Below are 22,054 nucleotides of genomic sequence, written 5' to 3'. Positions count from 1 at the left end.
TTTGCCCTCGGCAATGACGGCTTGCTCTTAATCGACAGGATAGAAAAAAGGCCGGCGAAGGATAATTCCTCCGCCGGCCTTTGTCGTTCCGTCCCGATCAATCAGTGATTCAGGATCTGGCTCAAGAACAGCTTGGTGCGTTCCGATTTCGGGTTGGAGAAGAATTCGGACGGCACGTTCTGTTCGACGATCTCGCCGTAATCCATGAAGATCACCCGGTCGGCCACCTTGTTGGCGAAGCCCATTTCGTGGGTCACCACCAGCATGGTCATGCCGCTTTCCGCAAGCTCGACCATCACGTCCAGCACTTCCTTGATCATTTCCGGGTCGAGGGCCGATGTCGGCTCGTCGAACAGCATGATCTTCGGATTCATGCACAGCGAGCGGGCAATCGCCACGCGCTGCTGCTGGCCGCCGGAAAGCTGGCCCGGATATTTCGCCGCCTGCTCCGGGATTTTCACCCGGGTCAGATAGTGCATGGCGATTTCCTCGGCTTCCCGCTTGGGCATCTTGCGCACCCAGATCGGCGCCAGGGTCAGATTGTCCAGCACCGAGAGATGCGGGAACAGGTTGAAGTGCTGGAACACCATGCCGACCTCGCGCCGGACCTGGTCGACCTGGCGCACATCGTTGCCCAGCGTCACGCCATCGACGACGATGTCGCCGCGCTGATGCTCCTCCAGGCGGTTGATGCAGCGGATCAGGGTCGACTTGCCCGAACCCGAGGGACCGCAGATAACGATCCGCTCCCCCTTATAGACGGTGAGGTCGATATTCTTCAGCACATGGAAGTCGCCATACCATTTATTGACGCCCGCCATTTCGATGATGATGTCGTCGCCGACATGCGACGACGCTTGTGTTGCCGGTTCAGCCATCGTTCGGCTCCCTATGACTTATGGCCGGTGTTCAGCTTGCGTTCGAGATATTGGCTGTACTTCGACATGCTGTAGCAGAAGATCCAGAAGACCAGCATGATGAAGGCATAGCCCTCGAAAGCGAGGCCGAGCCACTTGGTGTCGCGGAACGACGCCTGCACCATCCCCAGCAGATCGAAAATGCCGATGATGTAGATCAGGGTCGTATCCTTGAACAGGCCGATGAACGTGTTCACCAGGCCCGGAATGACCGCCTTCAGCGCCTGCGGCAGGATGATCAGTCCCATGCCCTGCCAGTAGGAGAGGCCCAACGCGTGCGCCGCCTCGTACTGGCCCTTCGGGATGGATTGCAGACCGCCGCGGATCACCTCCGCCATATAGGCGGAATTGAAGATGGTGATGCCGATGATGGCGCGCGCCAGCTTGTCCAGCGTCAAGCCTTCCGGCAGGAACAGCGGCACCATGACCGAGGCCATGAACAGGATGGTGATCAGCGGCACGCCCCGGAAGAACTCGATGAAGCAGACGCAGAAGGTCTTCACCACCGGCAGCTTCGAGCGTCTCCCGATGGCCAGCACCATCCCTAGCGGGAAGGAGCCGACCATGGCAGCGCTCGCCACCGTGAGGGTGAGGAACAGACCGCCCCATTGCGAGGTCTCGATATATTCCAGGCCGAATACGCCGCCGCCGAACATGACCACCGCGAAGACCGGGAAGATCGTCAGCATGCAGACGCCGACGATCAGCTTCGCCTTGGTCGGCACCCGGCTTGTCAGCAGGCTGGCGACGCCGAGAATGCCGATGATGAACACGACATTCACCCGCCAGCGTTCCGGCTCCGGATAGAAGCCGTACATGAACTGCCAGAACCGCACCTTCACGAACACCCAGCAGGCGCCTGCATAAGTGCAATTATCGCGGTCCGTACCACTGATCGCGGCGTTGAAGATCACCCAGTCCAGCAAGGGCGGCAGGGCGACATAGAGGATGTATATGGTCAGCAGGGTAAGCGTGGTGTTCAGCCAGCCGGAGAACAGATTCTCCCGCAGCCAACGCACCGCGCCCACCTGGGTGACCGGCGGACGCGCCATGGCGCTTTCGGTTGCATGTTCCTGGGACATGGCTCAACGCTCCACCAGCGCGACGCGCTGATTGTACCAGTTCATGAAAGCCGAGATGGACAGGCTGATCGTCAGATACACCATCATGGTGATGAAGATGATCTCGATGGCCTGGCCGGTCTGGTTCAGCGTCGTCCCGGCGAAGATATGCACCAGGTCGGGATAGCCCACGGCGGCCGCCAGCGACGAATTCTTCGTCAGATTCAGGTACTGGCTGGTCAGCGGGGGCACGATGATCCGCAGCGCCTGGGGGATGATCACCAGCCGCAGCGTGAAGCTGGGCTTCAGCCCCAGCGAGTAGGCCGCCTCGGTCTGTCCCTTGCTGACCGCCAGGATGCCGGCGCGCACGATCTCGCCGATGAAGGCCGATGAGTAGATCACCAGCGCCATCAGCAAGGCGACGAATTCCGGCGGCAGTTGCACGCCGCCCTGAAGGTTGAAGCCGCGCAGTTCCGGAAAGGTCCAGCTTACCGGCTTGCCGGTCACCAGGAAGGCGATCACCGGCAGGCAGACGATCATCCCGAGGCCGGTGAGGATCGACGGGAAATGCTGCCCGGTCGCTTCCTGGCGCTTGCGGCTCCAGCGATGCAGGATGATGGAGCCGATGATGGCCAGGATCAGCACGATCGGCGTGGCGCTGAACCCCGGCAGGAAGGTCGGGTCCGGCGAATAGAGCCCGCGATTGTTCAGCATCACGCCCAGCGGCAACGCCAGGCTGCCGCGCGGCCCCGGCACCGTGTTGATGATGACGAAGTACCAGAAGAAAATCTGCAGCAGCAGCGGGATATTCCGCATTATTTCGACATAGGCGCCCATCAATTTCGAGATGAGCCAATTGTTCGACAGTCGTAGAACACCCACGGTGAAACCGAGGATGGTGGCGAGCACGACGCCGATGGAAGAGATGAAAAGCGTGTTGAGCAGGCCGACCAGGAAGGCCCGGCCATAGGTCGAGGCGGCGCTGTAGGAGATCAGCGTGAAGCCGATATCGAAGCTGGCCGTGGTTCCGAGGAACCCGAAGCCGGTGGAAATATTCAGCCGCCGAAGATTTGTTATGGCGTTGTCGGCAATATAGGCAAAGCCGGCAACGACCAGGATCACCATGATTATCTGCAGGAAGACCGCACGCGCGCGGGCGTCGTTCCAAATATTGGGACGCACGGGCTGCGGCTCGTCCTTGACATCAGTCGCCATTGACGTCTCCGCGAAGTGCTAGAACCTATGGATGAAAACGATCATGCCCGGCCGCTGGGGCCGGGCATGTCGTCATCTTCGGAAGCTTAGCGGACAGGGATGGCGTAGATCAGACCGCCCTTGGTCCACAGAGCGTTCGGGCTGCCCTCGCGCGGAATATTCACGCGGGTGGACGGGCCGACGTTGCGCTCGTAGCTTTCGCCGTAATTGCCGACCTGCTTGATCACGTTGTAGGCCCAGTCGTTGCTGAGGCCCAGCATCTTGCCCAGGTCGCCTTCGACGCCCAGCAGGCGGCGATGGACCGGGTTGGTGGAGTTCGCCTTCAGGTCATCCACATTGGCGGAGGTCACGCCGTATTCCTCGGCCTCGATCATCGCGTACTGGACCCAGCGCACGATGTCGCCCCAGGCCTGGTCGCCATGACGCACGGACGGGCCCAGCGGCTCCTTCGAGATGGTTTCCGGCAGGATCATGTGCTCATCCGGGGCCGACAGCTTGGTACGGTCGCCGGCGAGGCCGGACTTGTCGGTGGTGTAGACGTCGCAGCGGCCGCTCTCATACGCCTTGATGATGGCGTCGGCGCCCTCGATGACCACGCCATTGTATTTCATGTTGTTGGCGCGGAAATAGTCGGCGAGGTTCAGCTCGGTGGTGGTGCCGGTCGACACGCAGACCGAGGCGCCGTCCAGCTCCTTGGCGCTCTTCACGCCGAGGCTCTTGCGCACCATGAAGCCCTGGCCGTCATAGAAGGTCACGCCGGTGAACTCGAAGCCGAGATTCACGTCGCGGACCAGCGTCCAGGTGGTGTTGCGCGACAGGATGTCGCCTTCGCCCGACTGCAGGGCGGTGAACCGCACCTTGGAGGTGGTCGGGATAAACTTCACCTTGTCCGGCGAGCCGAAGATGGCGGACGAAACCGCGCGGCAGACATCGACGTCGATGCCGCGCCACACGCCCTTATCGTCCGGCGAGGAGAAGCCCGCAGTCGCCTCGGAGACGATGCAGTTGACCTGACCGCGCTGCTTGGTCGCTTCGAGGGTCGGGCTGGTCTGCGCTTGCGCAGCGCCGACCGCGGCGAAGGTAAAAGCCGCGCCTGCGGCCAGAATATTCAACTTCTTCATGGAAGACATCCCTGTTCCGGATTTCGCTAATGTCAGCCTTGTGGCCTTTTAGTGACTGGTTCAGCGCATAGCACCTATGCCAGTTGCGGAACGCTAGCACAGTCCAGATTGCCGCCTCAACAATTTCGACAAGAGGTCGCTGCCTGACGCCTTCGACCGGCAGGCCGCCCGGCTTGACTTGCGGCCGCGCGGACGCCTAGCGTCTGACGGTAAGCGCCGCTTACATCCCCGCGAATGTCCGCACGCAAACACCAGGCAAGGCGATGAAAAAGAACGGCAGCAAGGAAACGCTTCTGGCCCATTTGGGCCGCGATGTGGCAAAGGCGCAACGGATCATCAACCCGCCCGTCTATCACGCCTCCACCATCACCTATCCCGATGTCGATGCCTGGGAGAACCGGCACAAGGCGCTGTATACCGACATGGTGTATGGCCGGTTCGGCACGCCCACCAGTTTTGCCCTGCAAGACGCGATGGCCGAGATCGAGGGCGGCGACCGCGCCCTGCTCTACCCGTCGGGCATGGCGGCCATCGCGGCGGCGATCCTGGGGCTGGTGAAAACCGGCGACCATGTGCTGATCTGCGATGTGGTCTATGCCCCAACCCGTAAATTCTGCGACGGGCTGCTGGCCGGCATGGGCGTGGAGACGACCTACTTCGCGCCGGGCATCGGCGCCGGCATCGCCGCGCTGATCCGGCCGAACACGAAGATCGTCTATCTGGAATCGCCCGGCACGCACACTTTCGAGATTCAGGACATCCCCGCCATCGCGGCCGAGGCGCACAAGGCCGGCTGCGTGGTGCTGCACGACAATACATGGGCGACGCCGATCTTCTTCGACAGCTTCGCCAAGGGCGTCGATATCTCGATCCACGCCGCCACCAAATATGTCGTCGGCCATTCCGACGCCATGCTGGGCGCGCTGGTAATGAAGCAGACGCATTTCCCGGCGATTTCGGCCGCCACCGCCATGCTGGGCTATTGCGTCGGGCCGGACGATGCCTATCTGGGTTTGCGCGGGCTGCGCACCATGGCGGTGCGGCTGAAGCAGCATCACAAGAACGGGCTTGCCGTGGCCGAATGGCTGGAACAGCGGCCGGAAGTGTCGCGCGTGCTGCACCCGGCGCTGCCCAGCAACCCGCATCATGCCCTGTGGAAGCGGGACTTCACCGGGGCCAGCGGGCTGTTCGGCGTGGTGCTGAAGCCGGCCGGCAAGGCATCGGTGGCGGCATTGATCGAAGGGCTGGAGCTGTTCTCCATCGGCGCCAGCTGGGGCGGCTATGAGAGCCTGGTGACCACCTGCTACCCGCCGCGCAGCGCCGAGCCCTGGAACCCCGAAGGTCCGCTGCTGCGCCTGCATATCGGCCTGGAAGATCCGGCGGACGTGATCGCCGATCTGGAGGCCGGGTTCGAGCGGATGAAGAAAATCAAGGATAGTGCATGAGCGACGCGATCTTCGCTGCAATCAAGTTCGACGGTAACGGCCTGGTCCCGGCGATCGCCCAGCAGCACGATACCGGCGAGGTTCTGATGATGGCCTGGATGAACCGCGCCGCCATTGAGGAGACGCTGACGACCGGGCGCGTCTGCTACTGGTCGCGCTCACGCCAGTCCTTCTGGCGCAAGGGCGAAAGCTCCGGCCAGGTGCAGAGCCTGAAGCAGCTTATCGTCGATTGCGACGGCGATACGCTGCTGCTGAAGGTCGACCAGCTCGGCGTCGCCTGCCACACCGGCCGGCGCACCTGCTTCTATCGCGCGGCGGAGGATGGCGCGCTGGTGGAAATTCACCCGGTTCTGATGGATCCGAACGCGCTCTATGGCTGCGGCCACAAGCACTGACGGCCGGCCTTAGCCCTGCGGCTGGCCCCTGGCCCGCAGCAGGGCGGTCAGCGGCACCAGCACGACGCCGCGCGACCGCACATCGGCGATCCACATCTCCATCATGTCCAGCGTGGCGTCGCGCGGATGGCCGATGGCGATGGCGGTGCCGTGCTTACGCGCCAGCGCTTCGGTCTCGGCCAGGCGTTTGGCGACCTCGTCATGGCTGTCGGTATTGTCCAGGAACACATCGCGCTGCAAGCTCGCCACGCCCAGCTCGCCGGCCAGGCGGAAGCCCACCGTGTCGGCGCTGGTGCGCGAATCCAGGAACAGCATGCCCCGGCGCTTCAATTCCTCCAGCACCGGCCGCATCGCGGCGGCGGAGGCGGTGAATTTGCTGCCCATGTGATTGTTCACGCCCACCACCCCGTCGAGCTGGCCGAGATTCCAGGCTAGCCGCTGGGCCAGCTGATCCGGCGACAGGCCGGTCACCAGCGCGTTCGGGCCGGGATCGACGCTGGCGACCGATGGCTCCATCGGAATATGGATCAATAATTCATGGCCCTTTGCCTTCGCCTCGGCCGCCTGGCTGGCGACATGGGTGGCATAGGGCAGAAAGGCGAAAGTGACCGGCGCGTTCAGCGCCATGGCGCGGGCAGAGCGCTTTTTGTCGATGCCCATATCGTCGATGACGATGGCGATCATCGGCTGGCCGGTCGCGGGCGGCGCCGGCTGCGCGTTGCGCCGCCAGGCCGGGTCGCCCGGATGCGCCGGCAGGCTTGGAACCGGCTGATCCGGCGGCGGCAAGCTGGCCTGCTGCTCGGGAGCCGGGGAAACCGGCGCGGGGTCGGGTGCGACCGGCGGGGCCGGCTGTTCGGCATGTTGCTGCGGCAAGGGAAGCGGCTTCGGCGCTGGGGCTGGCCGCGTCACGGTCGGGGTGAGGGCCGCCTGCTTCGGTGTGCCCGTACCGCCATAGAAGAAACCGAGGCCACCGCCAATCAGCAGCGCCGCGACCGCAAGACCGATGGAAAGCGACAGGCCGCGACCGCGCTTCCGCTTGCCGCCCTTCCCTTTTGCCGGCGACCCGCTTTTTGTCGGCTTCCGCGCCACGATGCACCATCCACAGCCGCAAGGGCTGCTCAGCGAAATAATCGGCCCGCACTATATCCTGTGGGAACCCCCAGCGAAACAACGAAACCGGGGATGGTCAGTTCCCGTTCCGCGCCAGATCGTCCAGGATCGGGCAATCCGGCCGGTCGTCGCCATGGCAACGGCGGGTCAGATGCACCAGCGTCTCGCGGATCGAGTGCAGTTCCGCCAGCTTCCGGTCGATTTCGTCGATATGACGGATCGCCACGGCCTTCACATCGCCGCTTGATCTCTCCCGGTCGCTCCAGAGTTTCAGCAGGTTGCCGACATCCTTCACCGCGAATCCCAGGGAGCGGGCACGCTGGACGAATTTCAGTACTTTAAGGTCGGTATCGGAATAGACCCGGTAGCCGCCCTGGCTGCGCGGCGCCGGCGTCAGCAGGCCGATGCTCTCGTAATAGCGGATGGTTTTCGCCGGCACGCCGGACGCGGACGCGGCTTCGCCGATATTCATGATTTCCCTCCCGCTTTCGGCGTCCAGCGCCGCAGCAGCAGCGCGTTGGAGACGACGCTGACGCTGGACAACGCCATCGCCGCGCCGGCCAGCATCGGGCTTAGCAGTCCGAACGCCGCCAGCGGCACACCGATCAGATTATAGATGAAGGCCCAGAACAGGTTCTGGCGGATTTTCCGCACCGTCGCCCGCGAGATGGCGATGGCGTCGACCACCAGCAACGGATCAGGCCGCATCAGCGTCACCGGCGCGGCCTCCATCGCTACATCGGTGCCGCTGCCCAGCGCGATGCCGACATCGGCCCGGGCCAGTGCTGGCGCATCATTCACCCCGTCGCCCACCATGGCGACCACGCCGCCCTTTTGCTGCAAGCTGCGGATGGCGTCCGCCTTGCCTTCCGGCAGCACCTCCGCCAACACGGTCGCGATGCCCAGTCGGCCGGCGATGGCTTCGGCCGCGCGGCGGTTGTCGCCGGTCAGCAGAACGGTCGAAATTCCCCCTGTATCAAGGGCTTGAATTGCCTTCTTCGCCGATTCCCGCAGGCTGTCGCCAATGGCGATGGCCCCCAGCAGGCTGGTCCCCGTCGCCACCCAGACCACGCTGTTGCCCTCGCGCTCGGCCCGTGCCGCCGCCTCGGCCAGCGCATCGGTGGCGATGCCTTGCTCGCGCATCAGGCGCGGGCTGCCGATCAGCACGGGCCGGCCCTCGACCAGCGCCCGCGCGCCGCGCCCCGGCAGCGACTCGAAGCCGGTCGCGGACGGGAGCGCCCGGCCTTCCGCCGCCGCCAGCACCGCCTTGGCCAGCGGATGTTCGCTGCCCTGCTGCACGGCGGCGGCCGGCAGCAGCAGATCGTCCTCCGTCACGCCATGGGCCGGCAGCAGCGCGGTGACGCGCGGCTGGCCCAGCGTCAGCGTGCCGGTCTTGTCGAACACCACGGTGTCGATGTCATGCGCGCGCTCCAGCGCCTCGGCGTCCTTGATCAGAATGCCGGCCTTCGCCGCCACGCCGGTGCCGGCCATGATCGCCGTCGGCGTCGCCAGGCCGAGCGCGCAGGGACAGGCGATCACCAGCACCGCCACCGCGTTCAGCATGGCCGCCTCGGCATCCGCGCCGGCCAGCAGCCAGCCGCCGAAGGTCAGCGCCGCGATGATGAGCACCACCGGCACGAAGACGCCGCTGACCCTGTCGACCAGCCGCTGCACCGGGGCCTTGGAGGCTTGCGCGCCCTGCACGCTCTCGATGATGCGCGCCAGCACCGTCTCGCCGCCGACCGCCGTCACCGCGATTTCCAGCAGGCCGGCGCCGTTCACCGAGCCGCCGGTGACGCTGTCGTCCTTCTGTTTCTCCACCGGCAGGCTCTCGCCGGTGATCAGCGATTCGTCGAGCTGGCTGCGGCCGTCCAGGATGCGACCGTCGGCCGGCACGCGCTCGCCCGGCTTCACCAGCACGATGTCGCCGACCACCAGATCCTCGACCGCGACCAGGGCGGTGCCGCCGTCGCCGCGCTTCACCCGCGCCTCGTCCGGCCGCAGCGCCATCAACGCGCGGATCGCCGAGGCGGTGCCGCGCCGGGCGCGGCCTTCGAGATATTTGCCCAGTGTGACCAGCGTGACGACCGCCGCCGAGGCCTCGAAATACAGATCGCCGGTCCCCGCCCCCGGCAGCAGCAGGTGATAGAGGCTCAGCCCATAGGCCGCGCTGGTGCCGATGGCGACCAGTTGGTCCATCGTGCCGGTGCGGGATTTCAGCGCCTTCCAGGCATTGGCGTAGAATCGCCCGCCGATCCAGACCTGCACCGGCGTCGCCAGCGCCAATTGCAGCCAGCCCGGCAGCATCCAATGCTGGCCGGCCGCCATGCCGAGCATCGGCAGCACCAGCGGCAGGGTCAGCGCGATGGCGGCGGCCAGGCGGATCGTTTCCCACCGTAAACTCGCCGCTTCCGCCACCGCATCCGGCTTATCGCCCGGCTGCAGCAGATGCGCGTGATAGCCGGCCTGCTCCACGGCTTGCACCAGGCTGGCGGGATCGAGCGGCCCGGCCAGGCGCACCCGCGCCCGCTCGGTCGCCAGATTGACCGCCGCCCGGTCGACCTGCGGCAGGGCCGCCAGCGCCTTCTCCACACGTCCCACGCAGGCCGCGCAGCTCATGCCCTCGATGGAAAGGTCATATGTCCGTTGCATGCTCATGGCGAATAGATGGTCCTTCCAGCATTGGGAAGGTCAAGAGGCCGATTTCACGAAACCCGCTCGCCCCTTCGAGACGCGCAAGGAACCACGCCACGCTTGCCTTTCCGGGCGAAAAGGGGCTTGCTATAACGCCTTGGGCAGCGCCCGCGCGCCCGCTTTAGACAAACCGGCTAAGTTACTGATATGTATATCCTGATCGATAATTACGACAGCTTCACCTATAATCTCTGGCACTTCCTGGGCGATCTGGGGGCCGAGGTGCTGGTGAAGCGCAACGACCAGATCACCGTCGATCAGGTGCTGGCGATGCGTCCCGAGGGCGTCATCATCTCCCCCGGCCCGTGCGATCCCGACCGCGCCGGCATCTGCCTGGAGCTGATCGAGAAGGCCAAGACCGTGCTGCCGATCTTCGGCGTGTGCCTGGGCCACCAGGCCATCGGCCAGGCCTTCGGCGGCAAGGTGGTGCGCGGCCCGGTACCGATGCACGGCAAGATGAGCGCGATTGCGCATCAGGGCAAAAGCGTTTTCAAGGGCCTGCCCTCGCCGCTGACGGCGACCCGCTACCACTCGCTGATCGTCGAGAAGGACAGCCTGCCGGACTGTTTCGAGGTCACGGCGGAGACCGAGGACGGCATCATCATGGGCATCGCCCACAAGACCCTGCCGATCCATGGCGTGCAGTTCCACCCGGAAAGCATCGCCACCGAGCATGGCCACGGGATGCTGCGCAACTTCCTCGACATCGCCGGCCGCCGCAACGCGGCTTGAGGATCAGATGACCCAGGATATGAAATCCCTGCTCGGGATCGCCGCGAGCGGCCGCCCCCTCACCCGTGCCGAGGCCGAGGCCGCCTTCGACATCATGATGAGCGGCGACGCCACCCCGGCGCAGATGGGCGGCTTCCTGATGGCGCTGCGGGTGCGCGGCGAGACGGTGGACGAGATCACGGCGGCCGCCAGCGTGATGCGCGCCAAGGCGGTGAAGATCGCCGCGCCGGCCGACGCCATCGACACCTGCGGCACCGGCGGCGATGCGTCCGGCACCTACAATATCTCCACCGCCGTGGCGCTGGTCTGCGCCGGGCTGGGCGTGACGGTCGCCAAGCACGGCAACCGCAGCCTGACCTCGAAATCCGGCGGGGCCGACGTGCTGGGCGCGCTGGGCGTGAATGTCGATTGCGAGATGGCGCTGATCGAGGAGGCGATGCGCGACGCGCATGTCGGCTTCCTGATGGCCCCACGCCATCACGGCGCCACCCGCCATGTCGCCGGCACCCGGATCGAGCTGGGCACCCGCACCATCTTCAATCTGCTGGGCCCGCTCTCCAGCCCGGCCGGGGTGAAGCGCCAGCTCATCGGCGTGTTCTCCAAGGATTTCCTGCTGCCGATGGCCGAGGCGCTGCGCAATCTGGGCTCGACCGACGCCTGGGTGGTGAACGGTTCCGACGGGCTGGACGAGATGACCACCACCGGCCCGACCCATGTGGTGGCGCTGAAGGACGGCGCGCTCAGCGAATTCCAGGTGACGCCGGGCGATGCCGGCCTGCCGATCGCGCGGCCGGCCGACATCAAGGGCGGCGACCCGGAGGTCAACGCCGCCGCGCTGACCCGCCTGCTGGAGGGCGAGGCCGGGGCCTATCGCGACATCGTGCTGCTGAACGCGGCCGCCGCGCTGATCGTCGCCGGCAAGGCCGCCGATCTGCGCGAAGGAGCGGCGCTGGCGGCCACCTCGCTGGACCAGGGCAAGGCCAAGGCGGCGCTGGCGCGGCTGGTCGCCATCACCAACCGGGATCAGGCGGCATGAGCGACGTTCTGGCGAAAATCTGCGCCGACAAGCGCGACCATATCGCGGCCTGCAAGGCGGCCCGGCCGCTGGCTGCGGTCGAGGCGGCGGCGCAACAGGCGACGGCGCCGCGCGGCTTCGTCACGGCGCTGCGCGCGGCCAATGCCGAGGGCCGCTACGGTCTGATCGCGGAGATCAAGAAGGCCTCGCCCAGCAAGGGGCTGATCCGCGCCGATTTCGACCCGCCGAGCCTGGCCCGGGCCTATCGCGAAGGCGGCGCATCCTGCCTGTCGGTGCTGACCGATACCCCTTATTTCCAGGGCACGGACGAATATCTGCTCGCCGCCCGCGCTGCGGTCGACCTGCCCTGCCTGCGCAAGGATTTCATGCTGGAGCCGTACCAGATCGTGGAATCGCGGGCGCTGGGGGCGGATTGCATCCTGCTGATCATGGCCGCCCTGTCCGACGCCCAGGCTGCGGAGCTGGAAGCCGCCGCTGTCGAGCTGGGCATGGATGTGCTGGTCGAGGTGCATGACGGCGAGGAATTGGACCGGGCGCTGAAACTGCAATCCCCACTTCTCGGCGTAAATAACCGCAATCTCAAGACCTTGAACGTCGATATTGCGACAACGGAGCAGCTTGCGGCGCGGGTGCCGGCAGACAAGATGCTGGTCGCCGAAAGCGGCCTCTATACCCCGGCCGACCTTGCCCGCATGGCCCGCGTCGGTGCGCACTGCTTCCTGATCGGCGAATCGCTGATGCGCCAGGCCGATGTCGCCGCCGCCACCAAGGCCCTGCTGGCGCGCGAGAGCGCGGCGGCCTGATGAGCGGCTTCACCCATTTCGACGCCGAGGGCAAGGCCGTGATGGTCGATGTCTCCGACAAGGCGGAGACGGAGCGCAAGGCAACCGCCACCGGCAGCATCTATATGCAGCCGGAAACCCTGGCGCTGATCCTGCAAGGCGGGGTGAAAAAGGGCGACGTGCTGTCTGTCGCCCGGCTGGCCGGCATCATGGGCGCGAAGCGCACGCCGGACCTGATCCCGCTGTGCCATCCGCTGGCCCTCACCTCGGTGAAAGTCGAGCTGACCGCCGATCCGGCGCGCAACGCCGTCGATATCGAGGCGACCTGCAAGCTGAACGGCCGCACCGGCGTGGAGATGGAGGCGCTGACCGCCGTCAGTGTCGCGGCGCTGACCGTCTACGACATGTGCAAGGCGGTGGATCGCGGCATGCGCATCGGCGATATCCGCCTGATCCATAAATCCGGCGGCAAATCCGGCACTTACGAGGCCCCAGGGGAGACTGGTTGATGATCCCCGTCGAAGACGCGCTCCAGCGTATCCTGGCCGGCCTGCAGCCGCTGGACGCGGAGGATGTGTCGCTCGACGCCGCCCTGGGCCGTGTCCTGGCGCAGGATGTCGCCGCCCGCGTGACCCAGCCGCCGAAGCCGGTCTCGGCGATGGATGGCTACGCGGTGAAGGCGGCCGATGTGGCCAGCGTGCCGGCAAGCCTGACGGTGATTGGGTCCGCCCCGGCCGGGCGCGGCTTCCTGGGCCTGCTGGAGAGCGGCCAGGCGGTGCGCATCTTCACCGGCGCGCCCTTGCCGGACGGCGCCGACAGCATCGTCATCCAGGAGGATACCGAGGCGGCAGGCGACCGGGTGACGGTGAAGGAGGCCCCTGCCCTCGGCAATTACGTCCGCGCCGCCGGGCTGGACTTCAAGCAGGGCGATATCGGCCTGACCGCCGGCACGCTGCTGACCGCGCGCGATATCGGGCTGGCGGCGGCGATGAACCATCCCTGGCTGCGCGTCATGCGCCGGCCGCGCATCGCCATCCTGGCGACCGGCGACGAGATCGTGCGGCCGGGCGACCCCATCGGGCGCGACCAGATCGTCAGCTCCAACGCGCTGGCGCTCGCCGCCTATGTGCGCGGGGCCGGCGGCGAGCCGGTGGTGCTGGGCATAGCGCCGGACGACATGGCCGGGCTGAAGCGCATGCTGGCCGGCGCGCGCGGCACCGACCTGCTGGTCACCACCGGCGGGGCCTCGGTTGGCGATCACGACCTGATCCAGACCGTGCTGGGCGAAACCGGCAAGCTGGATTTCTGGAAGATCGCCATGCGCCCCGGCAAGCCGCTGATGTTCGGCACCGTGGGCGACACGCCAGTGCTGGGCCTGCCGGGCAACCCGGTCTCCTCCATGGTCTGCGCGCTGCTGTTCCTGGGGCCGGCGATGCAGAAGCTGCTGGGCCGCAAGGCCGAAGCGCCGGCCACGCGCCCGGCCCGCCTGGGGCGCGACCTGAAACCGAACGACCGCCGGCAGGATTATCTGCGGGCCACGCTGACCGAGGATGCCGAGGGGCTGCCGGTGGCGACCCCCTTCGGCAAGCAGGACAGCTCGCAATTCTCCCTGCTGACCCAGGCGCAATGCCTGCTGGTGCGCCCACCGCACGACGCGGCGCGGCGAGAGGGCGATATCGTGCGGATCATCCCCTTCATCGACCGCTACTTCTAACGCGTTGACGCCTCGGCGAAGTCCAGCGTCCGGCTGCTCAGCGCCAGGGCCGGCGAGGCTTCCATCAGCGCCCGCGTATAGGGATGCCGCGGCCGGCCGAACACCGCCTCGGTCTCGCCCTGCTCCACGATCAGCCCTTCCTGCATGACGATGACGCGCGACGCGATCTGCCGCACCGCCGCCAGATCGTGCGAGATGAACAGGCAGGAAAAGCCGCGCTGGCGCTGCAACTGGCCCAGCAAATCCAGAATCTGCTTCTGGATCGTCATGTCGAGGGCGCTGATCGGCTCGTCGGCGATCACCAGCGCCGGTTCGCGGATCAAGGCGCGGGCGATGGCGACGCGCTGGCGCTGGCCGCCGGAAAGCTGGTGCGGGAATCGCCGCTCATAGCCCGACAGCCCCACCTCGGCCAGCGCATCGGTCACGCGCGCCTGCTTCTCCGCCGGCGACAGCGCGGGCAGCAGGCGCAGCGCCTCCTCCACGATGGCGCCGACGCGCATCCGCGGATCGAGCGAGGAATACGGGTCCTGCGAGATCAGCTGGCAGTTCATGCGGAAGCGATGCAGCGCCGCCCGATCGGCCGTCAGCAGCGGCTCGCCCCGGAATGCGATGCCGCCGCCGGACGGCTTCACCAATTGCAGGATGGTGCGCCCCAGCGTCGTCTTGCCCGAACCGCTGCCGCCGACGACAGCGACCGTCTCGCCCGGCCGCACCTCCAGGCTGACGCCCTTCAGCGCCTGCATCTGGCTGGACCGGCCGAACAGCCCGCCGCGCCGGGTGAAGCTGACCGCGATATTCTCGACCGCCAGGATCGGCGCGCCGGTCGCCTGGTCGCCGCCATGCGGCTCTGGCCGGGGAATCGCGTCGATCAGGCGCTGGGTATAGGGGTGCTGCGGGTTGCCGATGATCTGCGCGGTGGCGCCGGCTTCGACCAGCTTGCCCTTCTCCAGCACCACGCAGCGCTGGCTGTAGCGCGCCACCACGCCGAGATCGTGGGTGATCAGCAGCACGGCGGTGCCCATCTCGCGGGTGAGACCGACCATCAGGTCGAGCACTTCGCGCTGGGTCAGGCTGTCCAGCGCGGTGGTCGGCTCGTCGGCGATCAGCAGCTTCGGTCGGCAGGCCAGCGCCATGGCGATCATCACGCGCTGGCGCATGCCGCCGGAAAATTCGTGCGGGAAGGCCATCAGGCAGCGTTCGGCATCCTCGATGCCGACGCGGCGCAGCATGTCGGCGCAGAGGCAGCGGCGTTCCTCCCGGCCCATCTTCGGGCGGTGAATCGCCAGCCCCTCCTCCATCTGCCTGCCGATGCGGATGGCAGGGTTCAGCGACACCATGGGCTCCTGGAACACCATGCCGATCTCGCCGCCGCGCAGCGCCCGCATCCGCTTCCAGGGGGCAGCCTCGATGCTCTCGCCCTTGAAGCGGATAGCGCCCTCGCCGCGCACCAGCCCCGGCGGCAGCAGCCCCAGGATGGAGCGCGCGACCATCGTCTTGCCGCTGCCGCTTTCGCCGACCACGGCCACCACCTCGCCGGCCTGGACGGAGAGCGACACGTCATCGACCACCAGCGGCCCCTCAGGTACGCCGATCTTCAGGCCCGCAATATCGAGGATCGCGCTCATCAGCCGGCCATCCGGGGGTCGAGCTTGTCGCGCAGGGCGTCGCCCAGCAGATTGATTCCCAGCAGGGTGGCGGCGATGCACAATCCGGGCGTGATACCCAGCCAGGGCGCGCTTTCCAGATAGGGTCGGGCGGCGGCCAGCATGTTGCCCCAGGTCGGGGCTGGCGGCGGCACGCCGAGGCCGAGGAAGGAAAGCGCGCTTTCCGACAGGATCACCCAGCCGAACATGCTGGTCGCCAGCACGGCCAGCGGCGCGAAGGCGTTCGGCAGCACATGTCGCAGCATGGTGTAAATCTCGCCATTGCCGAGCACGCGCGAGGCCTCGACATATTCGCGCTCGCGGATCGACAGCACCGTTCCGCGCACCACGCGCACGACCGAGGGCGTGTAGGCGATGCCGAGGGCGAGCACAATGCCGTAGCGGTTCGGCCCGATCACCGCCATCAGCCCCAGCGCCAGCAGGATGCCGGGAAAGGCCAGCAGCGCGTCATTCACCATCATGATCGCCCGGTCGGTCCAGCCGCGCAGATAGCCGGTCACCAGGCCCAGCGCGGTGCCACAGATCACCGCGAAGGCGACGGTCAGCAGTGCCACGGAGGTGCTGGTCAGCGCCCCGGCCATCGCCCGGCTCAACACGTCGCGGCCGAATTCGTCGGCACCGAACGGCCGCAGCCAGGAGGGCGGCGCGTAGCGGGCGCGCAGATTGATGCCGAGCGGGTCGAACGGCGTCCACACCACAGCGATGGCGGCGGCGAACAGGATGACCGCCAGGAGCGCGCCGCCGATCACCGCATTGGCGCGCCGCCAGGAGAAACGCAGACCGGTCATTCCGCCATCACCCTTGGATCGAACAGCGGGTAGCACAGATCGACCAGCAGATTGACGATCACATAGAGGAAGGCGGTGAACAGCATGCAGCCCTGGATGATCGGATAATCGCGCGCGAAGATGGCGTCGACCAGCAGCCGCCCCAGCCCCGGCAGGGTGAACACCGTCTCCACCACGGCGATGCCGCCCAGCAGGTTGCCCAGCACGAGACCCAGCAGCGTCCAGGTCGGCGCGAAGGCGTTGGGCAGCGCGTGGCGCATCAGCACCGAGGCTTCGGAGACGCCCTTGGCGCGGGCGTGGGTGATATATTCCAGCCGCAGCACCTCGACCGTGCTGGCCCGCGCCATGCGGGTGACGACGCCGATCTCGATCAGGATCAGGGTGACGGTCGGCAGCAGGATGTAGGTCAGCGCGCCCTGCCAATTCTCGGCGAAGGAGACATAGCCGACCACCGGCACCCAGCCCAGCTTCAGGCCGAACAGCAGGAGCAGCAGCAACCCCAGCCAGAAGCTGGGCAGCGAGAGCAGCAGCGTGGCGCCGCCGACCACCAGAATGTCGGTCAGGCTGTTCTGCCGCCAGGCCGCGATCATGCCCAGCGGCACCGAGATGGAGGCCGCCACCAGCACCGCGATCAGCACGATGGAGGCGCTGACCTGGAACCGGTCCAGGATCAGCGGGGCGACCGCCGCGCCGTTCGAGATCGAATGGCCGAGATCGCCGGAAATCGCCTTCAAAAGCCAGAGGCCGAACTGCACATAGATCGGCTCCTCAAGGCCATAGGCCTCGCGAATGCCGCGCACCGTCTCGGCATCGGCGGCGTCGCCCAGCATCAGCACGATGGGATCGCCCGGCACCAGGCGAATCAGGACGAAGACCGAGAAGGAGACGAGCAGCAGCGTCGGTATCGTCGTCAGCAGCCTGCCGAGAAGATAGCGCCCCATGAACCCGTCCCCTGCCCCGTGCGGCCCGGCTAAGCTACTGCTTCAGCGTCACGCCCCAGAGGCGCGGCTGGCCGGCCATCCAGGCGTTGTAGCCCTCCAGCTTGTCCGAATAGGCGGCGATGTCGGCGCCGTTGTAGAGCACCAGCATCGGCATGTCCTGGCGGAACATGGATTCCAGTTTATTGAAGATTTCTTTCCGCTTTTCGGTATCGGAAATGGTCATCGACTGCTCGATCAGCGTCTGGGCCGCCGGATTGTCCCACACTTTGCGCGGCTGGGTGGCCTTCGGACCGGCGAACATGTCGAAGCTGAGGGACGGGTCGAGACGCGCCGAATAGAGGAACGACATCATCTGGTAGTCGCCCTTGGTGTACATATCGAGCTGCGTCGCCCACTCGATCACCTCCAGCTCGATATTGATGCCGGCCTCCTTCGCCATCGCCTGGATGAAGACGGCCGAATCGAACGAGGGCTGATAGCGCTTGTTGGTGATCATCTTGATCGGCTCGCCCTTGTAGCCGGCCTCGGCGGCGAGCTTCCTGGCCAGGGCGGGATCGTATTTGATCATCTCGCCCTGCGGCTTGCCGTAATAGGCGCTGACCGAGGGGATCGGCGAATTGTTCGGCTTCGCCGTGCCCAGCGTCACCGCGTCGACGATGGCCGCGGTGTCGACCGCATGGGCGATCGCCAGACGCATCTTCACATTCGACAGCAGCGGATCCTTGGTCTGCATCAGGATGCCGGACAGGCCCATCGTCTCGGCGATGTCGACCTTGATGCCCTTGCGCGCCTTGGTCTCCTTCAGATCGTTCACATCCAGGTCGGACAGCACCTCGATGGAGCCGCTATAGAGCGCCGCCTTGGCGGCCGAGCGGTCCGGGATGATGACGAAGCGCACCGTGTCGATGCTGGCCTTGCGCGCGCCGGCATAGCCATCGCGCTTTTCCGTGCGGGAGGCATAGCCGTCGAACTTCGCCAGCTCGACATATTCGCCCTTCTTCCAGTCCGCCAGCATATAGGGGCCGGTGCCGATGGGCTTCACGAAGCTGCCGTCGGCGGCGAAGCTGTCCTTGTGCAGGATGCCGGCGCTGCCGCAATCGATGCGCGCCAGCAGGCCCAGGAACAGGGCGCTGGGCTGCTTCAGCTTGAAGGCCACGGTGCGGTCGTCGACCTTGTCCAGCGAAACCACCTCGCTGTTGCCCTTGGAGAAATCCGAATGGCAGCGCCATTTCGTCTCCGGGTTCATGTATTTCGACCAGCTGAACAGCACGTCGTCGGCCGTCACCGGGGCGCCATTGTGGAATTTCAGCCCCTCGCGCAGGGTGAAGGTGTAGGTCAGGCCATCGGCCGAGGTCTCGATCTTCTCCGCCAGCATGGGGGCGACCGAGCTATCCTCCTTGAAGGCGACCAGCCCCTCGACGATGTGGTGGATCACGCCGTCGGTGTTGGAATCGCGGTTCACGCCCGGATAGGTGGAGCGGATATCGGCATTGATCGACACCCGCGCCATGCTTTGCGCCGAAGCGGCGGTTGCGCCGCCCAGCAGGGCCGCGCCGACGGCCAGCCCATACGCCCAGTTTGAAGCCTTCATGTTCCCTGCCTCCTGTTGAGAGTGCGACGACGCGGTTATTCGGCCGCGTTCAGTTCCGGCTGCGAGCGGCGTTCGGCCGTCTCCAGCGTGTAGGTGGTGAAAGTGCGGTTGCGCGCCGGCATCGGGGCGACTTCCATGATTCCGGCCGCCGGGCGCATCAGGATCATCGCCACGGTCGAGCTGATATTGCCGGCATGCGACGGGCGCGGCGGGCGGCAGACCGAATAGGGCGACAGGAAATCGTCGAAGAACGCCTCGCGCAGATCGTCCACGGTCAGCTTGCCCAGCTTTTTCTCCAGATGCTGGCGCACGCGCCAGTCGCGGTAATGGCTCTCCGGCGTGCTCAGCGTGCCGCAATCCTTCAGCTTGGACAGCGCCACCGGGCTGTTCCAATGGTTGGCGTGGGTGATCAGCCCGTTCTCCGGGCGGATGGTGAAGGCCTCGTCCGGCGCGCATTCGATGTCGATGGCGAAGCCTTCGCGGGCGCTGAGGATCATGTTGTTGGAGGCCGATTTCGGCGTGCAGGCGACGCAGCGAATGGCGTCGGCCAGATGCTCGCTTTCCAGCACCTTGCGGCGGATCAGCGGCAGCGGAATGCCTTCCTGGGTGTAGTCGCGGTCGGATTCCAGGTAATTCGCGGTGATCGCCACGCCGGTCGCGTTGAAGCCGGCGCGGGCCAGCGCGCCCGCCTCGGTGAAGGTCAGCAGGTCCGGCCCGTCCTCGCGGCGGATGCGCAAGACCACGGCGGTCTCCACGCATTCGGCCTTCCAGTCCCAGTTCTGGCCGTGGATCAGCTCGCCATTCAGGCTCGCCTCCGGCAGGATCACCGCCCCGGTGCAGCCATCCGGCTCGTCCAGCAGGCCGGCATGGCGGCGGGCGAGCTGCAATATCTCGGTGCGGCAATTCAAAAGCAGGATCGCCTCGACATCGATCTTCGCCCCCTCGGCGATGCCGGCCATCTCCTCGGCATAGGCGGGATCGAACTTCTCCACGGTCGGCAGGAAGGCGGCGATCAGCTTCGCCATGTCGGCCTGGGTCAGCCCCATCTTGCGAATCTGCTCGACATAATGCCCGGCACCTTTATGGATGCGTCCGGCCGCCTGCGCGCCATAGGATTGACCGCGCGCGCGGGGGCTGCCGGAAACTTCGATCAGCGGGAAAGCTTCATAGACCATCGGGACCATCCAAATGACGAATTTGTGTATTTTGTTTCTCCAAAAGACACTATTGTCCAGATGATTCTGATGAATGCCGGCATTACGAAATGAAATTATACAGCCGATCAATCAGCTCAGGACACCGAAATGGAGCAGGATCAAGCGCTTGACGCCCCCCGCAGCGATCTGCAGGCGGAGATTGTCGGCCGGCTGATCGCGATGCTGGATCAGGAGCGCCCCGCCATCGGCAGCCGCCTGCCGGAGCAGCGCGTGGCCCGGCAGCTCGGCGTGTCGCGCTCGCCGGTGCGCACGGCGATGAAATTCCTGGAGGCGCAGGGCTATCTGCTCTCCCAGCATGGCCGCGGCTTCATCGTGGCGCGGCTGCCGGAGAATGGCGCGCAACCGGTGGACCTGCCGGAATCGCGCGCCGACCTGGCGCATGACCGGTTGCTGCGCGACCGCGCCTCCGGCCATCTGGGCAGCGAGGTGACCGAGGCGGAGCTGGCGGAGCGCTACGGCATTTCCCGCGCTGTCCTGGCCCGCGTGCTGGCCCGCCTGACCGGCGAAGGGTTGATCGAGCGGCAGCGCGGCCATGGCTGGCGCTTCGTCGAGGCGCTGGAGAGCGACGCCGCCTACGAGGAATCCTACGAATTCCGCATCACCGTGGAATGCGCGGCGCTGCGCGCCCGCGGCTTCGTCGCCGATCCCGAAATCCTGGCCGGCCTGCGCCGGCGGCACGAGGCGATTCTGGCGGCCCCCTGCGACGTCACCCCGGCGCAATGGTTCGACACCAATTCGGCGTTTCACGAGGGGCTGGCCTCGCTGTCCGGCAACCGCTTCTACCTCCAGGCGATCCGCCGGCAGAACCATCTGCGCCGCATGCTGGAATATGCCGAGTTCAGCGCCCTCAGCAAGGCCCGGCTGGAGCAATCCTGCCGCGAGCATCTGGCCATCCTGGACGCCATCGCCAGCGGCGACCGCGCCTGGGCCGAGGCGCTGCTGCGCCGCCACCTGAGCCAGGCGCTGGATTACACCAGCCTGGAGGAGTGATTCCCCTCCTGCGTTGCCGATCCGGCCGGCAGGCTTTATAACCGCCGACGAGTGGTATTACCGGCTAACAAATAATCTGGAGGGAACCAATGCTGGATCTGACGCTCGAAGCCGCTTCGATCATCGCCGACGAGACGCTTCGCAAGGGCCGCGAGATGAAGTTCGCGCCGCTGACCGTGGTGGTGCTGGACGCCGGCGGCCATATGAAGGTGCTGAAGCGCGAGGATGGGTGCAGCCTGCTACGCCAGCAGGTGGCGATGGGCAAGGCGGCGGCGACGCTGGGCTTCGGTTTCGGCGGGCGCGAGCTGGCGCGCCGGGCGGCGAAGATGCCGGCTTTGTTCAACTCGCTGACCGCCATGTCGGACGGCAATTTCGTGCCGCTGCCCGGCGGCGTCATCATCAAGAACAAGGATGGCCGCATCCTGGGCGCGGTCGGCGTCACCGGCGACGTGTCGGAGAATGACGAGCTGTGCGCCCTCGCCGGCATCGAGAAGGCCGGCCTGGTCGCCGACACCGGCGGCGAGTAACGCGGGGTTCCGCGCAGGGCGGTGCGTGCCGATACAGCCACGCCGCTGCCCCGCTGCCCCCGAAGCATCGCCATTCTCTTTGCTGCCCCCCTACTCCCACCGTCACCCCCGGCC

At 66.3% G+C, this 22,054-nt stretch carries 21 protein-coding genes; 9 read left to right on the top strand and 12 right to left on the bottom strand.

Annotated elements, in window-relative coordinates; genetic code table 11:
• Positions 1 to 101: 101 nt before the first annotated feature.
• The 4 genes from AUP43_RS11055 to AUP43_RS11040 form a co-directional block, all read right to left on the bottom strand.
• Positions 102 to 878: an amino acid ABC transporter ATP-binding protein gene (locus AUP43_RS11055; RefSeq protein WP_067556656.1), complete on the bottom strand. Its 777-nt coding sequence runs from the start codon at positions 876 to 878 to the stop codon at positions 102 to 104.
• A gap of 11 nt (positions 879 to 889) precedes the next feature.
• Positions 890 to 1,999 (bottom strand): amino acid ABC transporter permease, encoded by a 1,110-nt coding sequence (locus tag AUP43_RS11050; protein WP_084462731.1) that lies wholly within the window; start codon positions 1,997 to 1,999, stop codon positions 890 to 892.
• Between the two features lie 3 nt (positions 2,000 to 2,002).
• Complete coding sequence (locus AUP43_RS11045) at positions 2,003 to 3,193, bottom strand: amino acid ABC transporter permease (protein WP_067556653.1); 1,191 nt, start codon at positions 3,191 to 3,193, stop codon at positions 2,003 to 2,005.
• An 86-nt stretch (positions 3,194 to 3,279) separates the two neighbouring features.
• Positions 3,280 to 4,314: an amino acid ABC transporter substrate-binding protein gene (locus AUP43_RS11040; protein ID WP_067556648.1), complete on the bottom strand. Its 1,035-nt coding sequence runs from the start codon at positions 4,312 to 4,314 to the stop codon at positions 3,280 to 3,282.
• A gap of 263 nt (positions 4,315 to 4,577) precedes the next feature.
• On the opposite strand from AUP43_RS11040, the gene metC reads away from it, so the two are divergent.
• Both metC and hisI read left to right on the top strand, forming a co-directional pair.
• Entirely contained in the window at positions 4,578 to 5,759 is a 1,182-nt protein-coding gene (gene metC / locus AUP43_RS11035; RefSeq protein WP_067556645.1) for a cystathionine beta-lyase, read from the top strand.
• Positions 5,756 to 6,154 (top strand): phosphoribosyl-AMP cyclohydrolase, encoded by a 399-nt coding sequence (gene hisI, locus AUP43_RS11030; protein WP_067556642.1) that lies wholly within the window; start codon positions 5,756 to 5,758, stop codon positions 6,152 to 6,154. Before metC ends, hisI begins: the two co-directional genes overlap by 4 nt.
• Positions 6,155 to 6,163: 9 nt before the next feature.
• On the opposite strand, the gene AUP43_RS11025 is transcribed toward hisI, so the two are convergent.
• The 3 genes from AUP43_RS11025 to AUP43_RS11015 form a co-directional block, all read right to left on the bottom strand.
• Positions 6,164 to 7,243, bottom strand: a complete 1,080-nt coding sequence (locus AUP43_RS11025; RefSeq protein ID WP_067556639.1) for a divergent polysaccharide deacetylase family protein — start codon at positions 7,241 to 7,243, stop codon at positions 6,164 to 6,166.
• Positions 7,244 to 7,340: 97 nt separating this feature from the next.
• Positions 7,341 to 7,736: a Cu(I)-responsive transcriptional regulator gene (gene cueR / locus AUP43_RS11020; RefSeq protein WP_067556636.1), complete on the bottom strand. Its 396-nt coding sequence runs from the start codon at positions 7,734 to 7,736 to the stop codon at positions 7,341 to 7,343.
• A complete protein-coding gene (locus AUP43_RS11015; RefSeq protein WP_067556633.1) occupies positions 7,733 to 9,922 on the bottom strand; it encodes a heavy metal translocating P-type ATPase in 2,190 nt (729 codons plus the stop codon). Before AUP43_RS11015 ends, cueR begins: the two co-directional genes overlap by 4 nt.
• Before the next feature lie 183 nt (positions 9,923 to 10,105).
• Between AUP43_RS11015 and AUP43_RS11010 the strand changes: the two genes are divergently transcribed.
• Genes AUP43_RS11010 through AUP43_RS10990 form a run of 5 tightly spaced genes read left to right on the top strand, consistent with a single transcriptional unit; the run spans position 10,106 to position 14,222 of the window.
• Complete coding sequence (locus AUP43_RS11010) at positions 10,106 to 10,690, top strand: anthranilate synthase component II (RefSeq protein ID WP_067556630.1); 585 nt, start codon at positions 10,106 to 10,108, stop codon at positions 10,688 to 10,690.
• Between the two features lie 7 nt (positions 10,691 to 10,697).
• On the top strand, positions 10,698 to 11,726 hold the full coding sequence (gene trpD, locus AUP43_RS11005) for an anthranilate phosphoribosyltransferase (protein WP_067556627.1): 1,029 nt from the start codon (positions 10,698 to 10,700) through the stop codon (positions 11,724 to 11,726).
• Positions 11,723 to 12,529, top strand: coding sequence for an indole-3-glycerol phosphate synthase TrpC (gene trpC, locus AUP43_RS11000; protein WP_067556624.1), 807 nt, complete (start codon positions 11,723 to 11,725; stop codon positions 12,527 to 12,529). Before trpD ends, trpC begins: the two co-directional genes overlap by 4 nt.
• A complete protein-coding gene (gene moaC / locus AUP43_RS10995) occupies positions 12,529 to 13,017 on the top strand; it encodes a cyclic pyranopterin monophosphate synthase MoaC (protein ID WP_067556621.1) in 489 nt (162 codons plus the stop codon). Before trpC ends, moaC begins: the two co-directional genes overlap by 1 nt.
• Positions 13,017 to 14,222 carry a molybdopterin molybdotransferase MoeA gene (locus AUP43_RS10990; protein WP_067556618.1) on the top strand — a complete coding sequence of 402 codons (1,206 nt, stop codon included), beginning with the start codon at positions 13,017 to 13,019 and terminating at the stop codon, positions 14,220 to 14,222. Before moaC ends, AUP43_RS10990 begins: the two co-directional genes overlap by 1 nt.
• Here the strand turns inward: AUP43_RS10990 and AUP43_RS10985 are convergent.
• From AUP43_RS10985 to AUP43_RS10965, 5 genes are read right to left on the bottom strand one after another with little or no spacing between them, the layout of a single operon-like run.
• Positions 14,219 to 15,847, bottom strand: a complete 1,629-nt coding sequence (locus AUP43_RS10985) for an ABC transporter ATP-binding protein (protein ID WP_067556615.1) — start codon at positions 15,845 to 15,847, stop codon at positions 14,219 to 14,221. The two genes, AUP43_RS10990 and AUP43_RS10985, sit on opposite strands and share 4 nt — an antisense overlap.
• Positions 15,847 to 16,674, bottom strand: a complete 828-nt coding sequence (locus tag AUP43_RS10980) for an ABC transporter permease (protein WP_067556612.1) — start codon at positions 16,672 to 16,674, stop codon at positions 15,847 to 15,849. The genes AUP43_RS10985 and AUP43_RS10980 overlap by 1 nt, the downstream gene beginning before the upstream one ends.
• Positions 16,671 to 17,615, bottom strand: a complete 945-nt coding sequence (locus AUP43_RS10975) for an ABC transporter permease (RefSeq protein WP_067556608.1) — start codon at positions 17,613 to 17,615, stop codon at positions 16,671 to 16,673. Before AUP43_RS10975 ends, AUP43_RS10980 begins: the two co-directional genes overlap by 4 nt.
• 34 nt (positions 17,616 to 17,649) lie before the next feature.
• The gene (locus tag AUP43_RS10970; protein ID WP_067556604.1) at positions 17,650 to 19,206 is read right to left on the bottom strand and encodes an ABC transporter substrate-binding protein; all 1,557 of its coding nucleotides are present in this window, start codon (positions 19,204 to 19,206) and stop codon (positions 17,650 to 17,652) included.
• 35 nt (positions 19,207 to 19,241) lie between these two features.
• Positions 19,242 to 20,381, bottom strand: a complete 1,140-nt coding sequence (locus tag AUP43_RS10965) for a C45 family autoproteolytic acyltransferase/hydolase (RefSeq protein ID WP_067556680.1) — start codon at positions 20,379 to 20,381, stop codon at positions 19,242 to 19,244.
• Positions 20,382 to 20,510: 129 nt separating this feature from the next.
• On the opposite strand from AUP43_RS10965, the gene AUP43_RS10960 reads away from it, so the two are divergent.
• Together AUP43_RS10960 and AUP43_RS10955 are read left to right on the top strand one after the other, a co-directional pair.
• A complete protein-coding gene (locus tag AUP43_RS10960; RefSeq protein ID WP_067556602.1) occupies positions 20,511 to 21,413 on the top strand; it encodes a GntR family transcriptional regulator in 903 nt (300 codons plus the stop codon).
• Positions 21,414 to 21,502: 89 nt separating this feature from the next.
• Complete coding sequence (locus AUP43_RS10955; protein ID WP_067556599.1) at positions 21,503 to 21,940, top strand: GlcG/HbpS family heme-binding protein; 438 nt, start codon at positions 21,503 to 21,505, stop codon at positions 21,938 to 21,940.
• The last annotated feature ends 114 nt before the right edge of the window (positions 21,941 to 22,054 follow it).

Origin of the sequence: Oceanibaculum pacificum (genome assembly GCF_001618175.1) — a bacterium.
GTDB lineage: Bacteria > Pseudomonadota > Alphaproteobacteria > Oceanibaculales > Oceanibaculaceae > Oceanibaculum > Oceanibaculum pacificum.
This window is presented reverse-complemented; position numbering and strand designations above follow the sequence as displayed.

Excerpts from the sequence above, each read along its gene's own strand:
- AUP43_RS10965 (WP_067556680.1), bottom strand. The coding sequence starts at position 20,381 with ATGGTCTATGAAGCTTTCCCGCTGATCGAAGTTTCCGGCAGCCCCCGC.
- AUP43_RS11010 (WP_067556630.1), top strand. The coding sequence starts at position 10,106 with ATGTATATCCTGATCGATAATTACGACAGCTTCACCTATAATCTCTGG.
- AUP43_RS11015 (WP_067556633.1), bottom strand. The coding sequence starts at position 9,922 with ATGAGCATGCAACGGACATATGACCTTTCCATCGAGGGCATGAGCTGC.
- trpC (WP_067556624.1), top strand. The coding sequence starts at position 11,723 with ATGAGCGACGTTCTGGCGAAAATCTGCGCCGACAAGCGCGACCATATC.
- AUP43_RS10990 (WP_067556618.1), top strand. The coding sequence starts at position 13,017 with ATGATCCCCGTCGAAGACGCGCTCCAGCGTATCCTGGCCGGCCTGCAG.
- hisI (WP_067556642.1), top strand. The coding sequence starts at position 5,756 with ATGAGCGACGCGATCTTCGCTGCAATCAAGTTCGACGGTAACGGCCTG.
- AUP43_RS11040 (WP_067556648.1), bottom strand. The coding sequence starts at position 4,314 with ATGAAGAAGTTGAATATTCTGGCCGCAGGCGCGGCTTTTACCTTCGCC.
- trpD (WP_067556627.1), top strand. The coding sequence starts at position 10,698 with ATGACCCAGGATATGAAATCCCTGCTCGGGATCGCCGCGAGCGGCCGC.
- AUP43_RS10955 (WP_067556599.1), top strand. The coding sequence starts at position 21,503 with ATGCTGGATCTGACGCTCGAAGCCGCTTCGATCATCGCCGACGAGACG.
- AUP43_RS10960 (WP_067556602.1), top strand. The coding sequence starts at position 20,511 with ATGGAGCAGGATCAAGCGCTTGACGCCCCCCGCAGCGATCTGCAGGCG.
- AUP43_RS11055 (WP_067556656.1), bottom strand. The coding sequence starts at position 878 with ATGGCTGAACCGGCAACACAAGCGTCGTCGCATGTCGGCGACGACATC.
- moaC (WP_067556621.1), top strand. The coding sequence starts at position 12,529 with ATGAGCGGCTTCACCCATTTCGACGCCGAGGGCAAGGCCGTGATGGTC.
- cueR (WP_067556636.1), bottom strand. The coding sequence starts at position 7,736 with ATGAATATCGGCGAAGCCGCGTCCGCGTCCGGCGTGCCGGCGAAAACC.
- metC (WP_067556645.1), top strand. The coding sequence starts at position 4,578 with ATGAAAAAGAACGGCAGCAAGGAAACGCTTCTGGCCCATTTGGGCCGC.
- AUP43_RS10980 (WP_067556612.1), bottom strand. The coding sequence starts at position 16,674 with ATGACCGGTCTGCGTTTCTCCTGGCGGCGCGCCAATGCGGTGATCGGC.
- AUP43_RS10985 (WP_067556615.1), bottom strand. The coding sequence starts at position 15,847 with ATGAGCGCGATCCTCGATATTGCGGGCCTGAAGATCGGCGTACCTGAG.
- AUP43_RS11050 (WP_084462731.1), bottom strand. The coding sequence starts at position 1,999 with ATGTCCCAGGAACATGCAACCGAAAGCGCCATGGCGCGTCCGCCGGTC.
- AUP43_RS11045 (WP_067556653.1), bottom strand. The coding sequence starts at position 3,193 with ATGGCGACTGATGTCAAGGACGAGCCGCAGCCCGTGCGTCCCAATATT.
- AUP43_RS10970 (WP_067556604.1), bottom strand. The coding sequence starts at position 19,206 with ATGAAGGCTTCAAACTGGGCGTATGGGCTGGCCGTCGGCGCGGCCCTG.
- AUP43_RS10975 (WP_067556608.1), bottom strand. The coding sequence starts at position 17,615 with ATGGGGCGCTATCTTCTCGGCAGGCTGCTGACGACGATACCGACGCTG.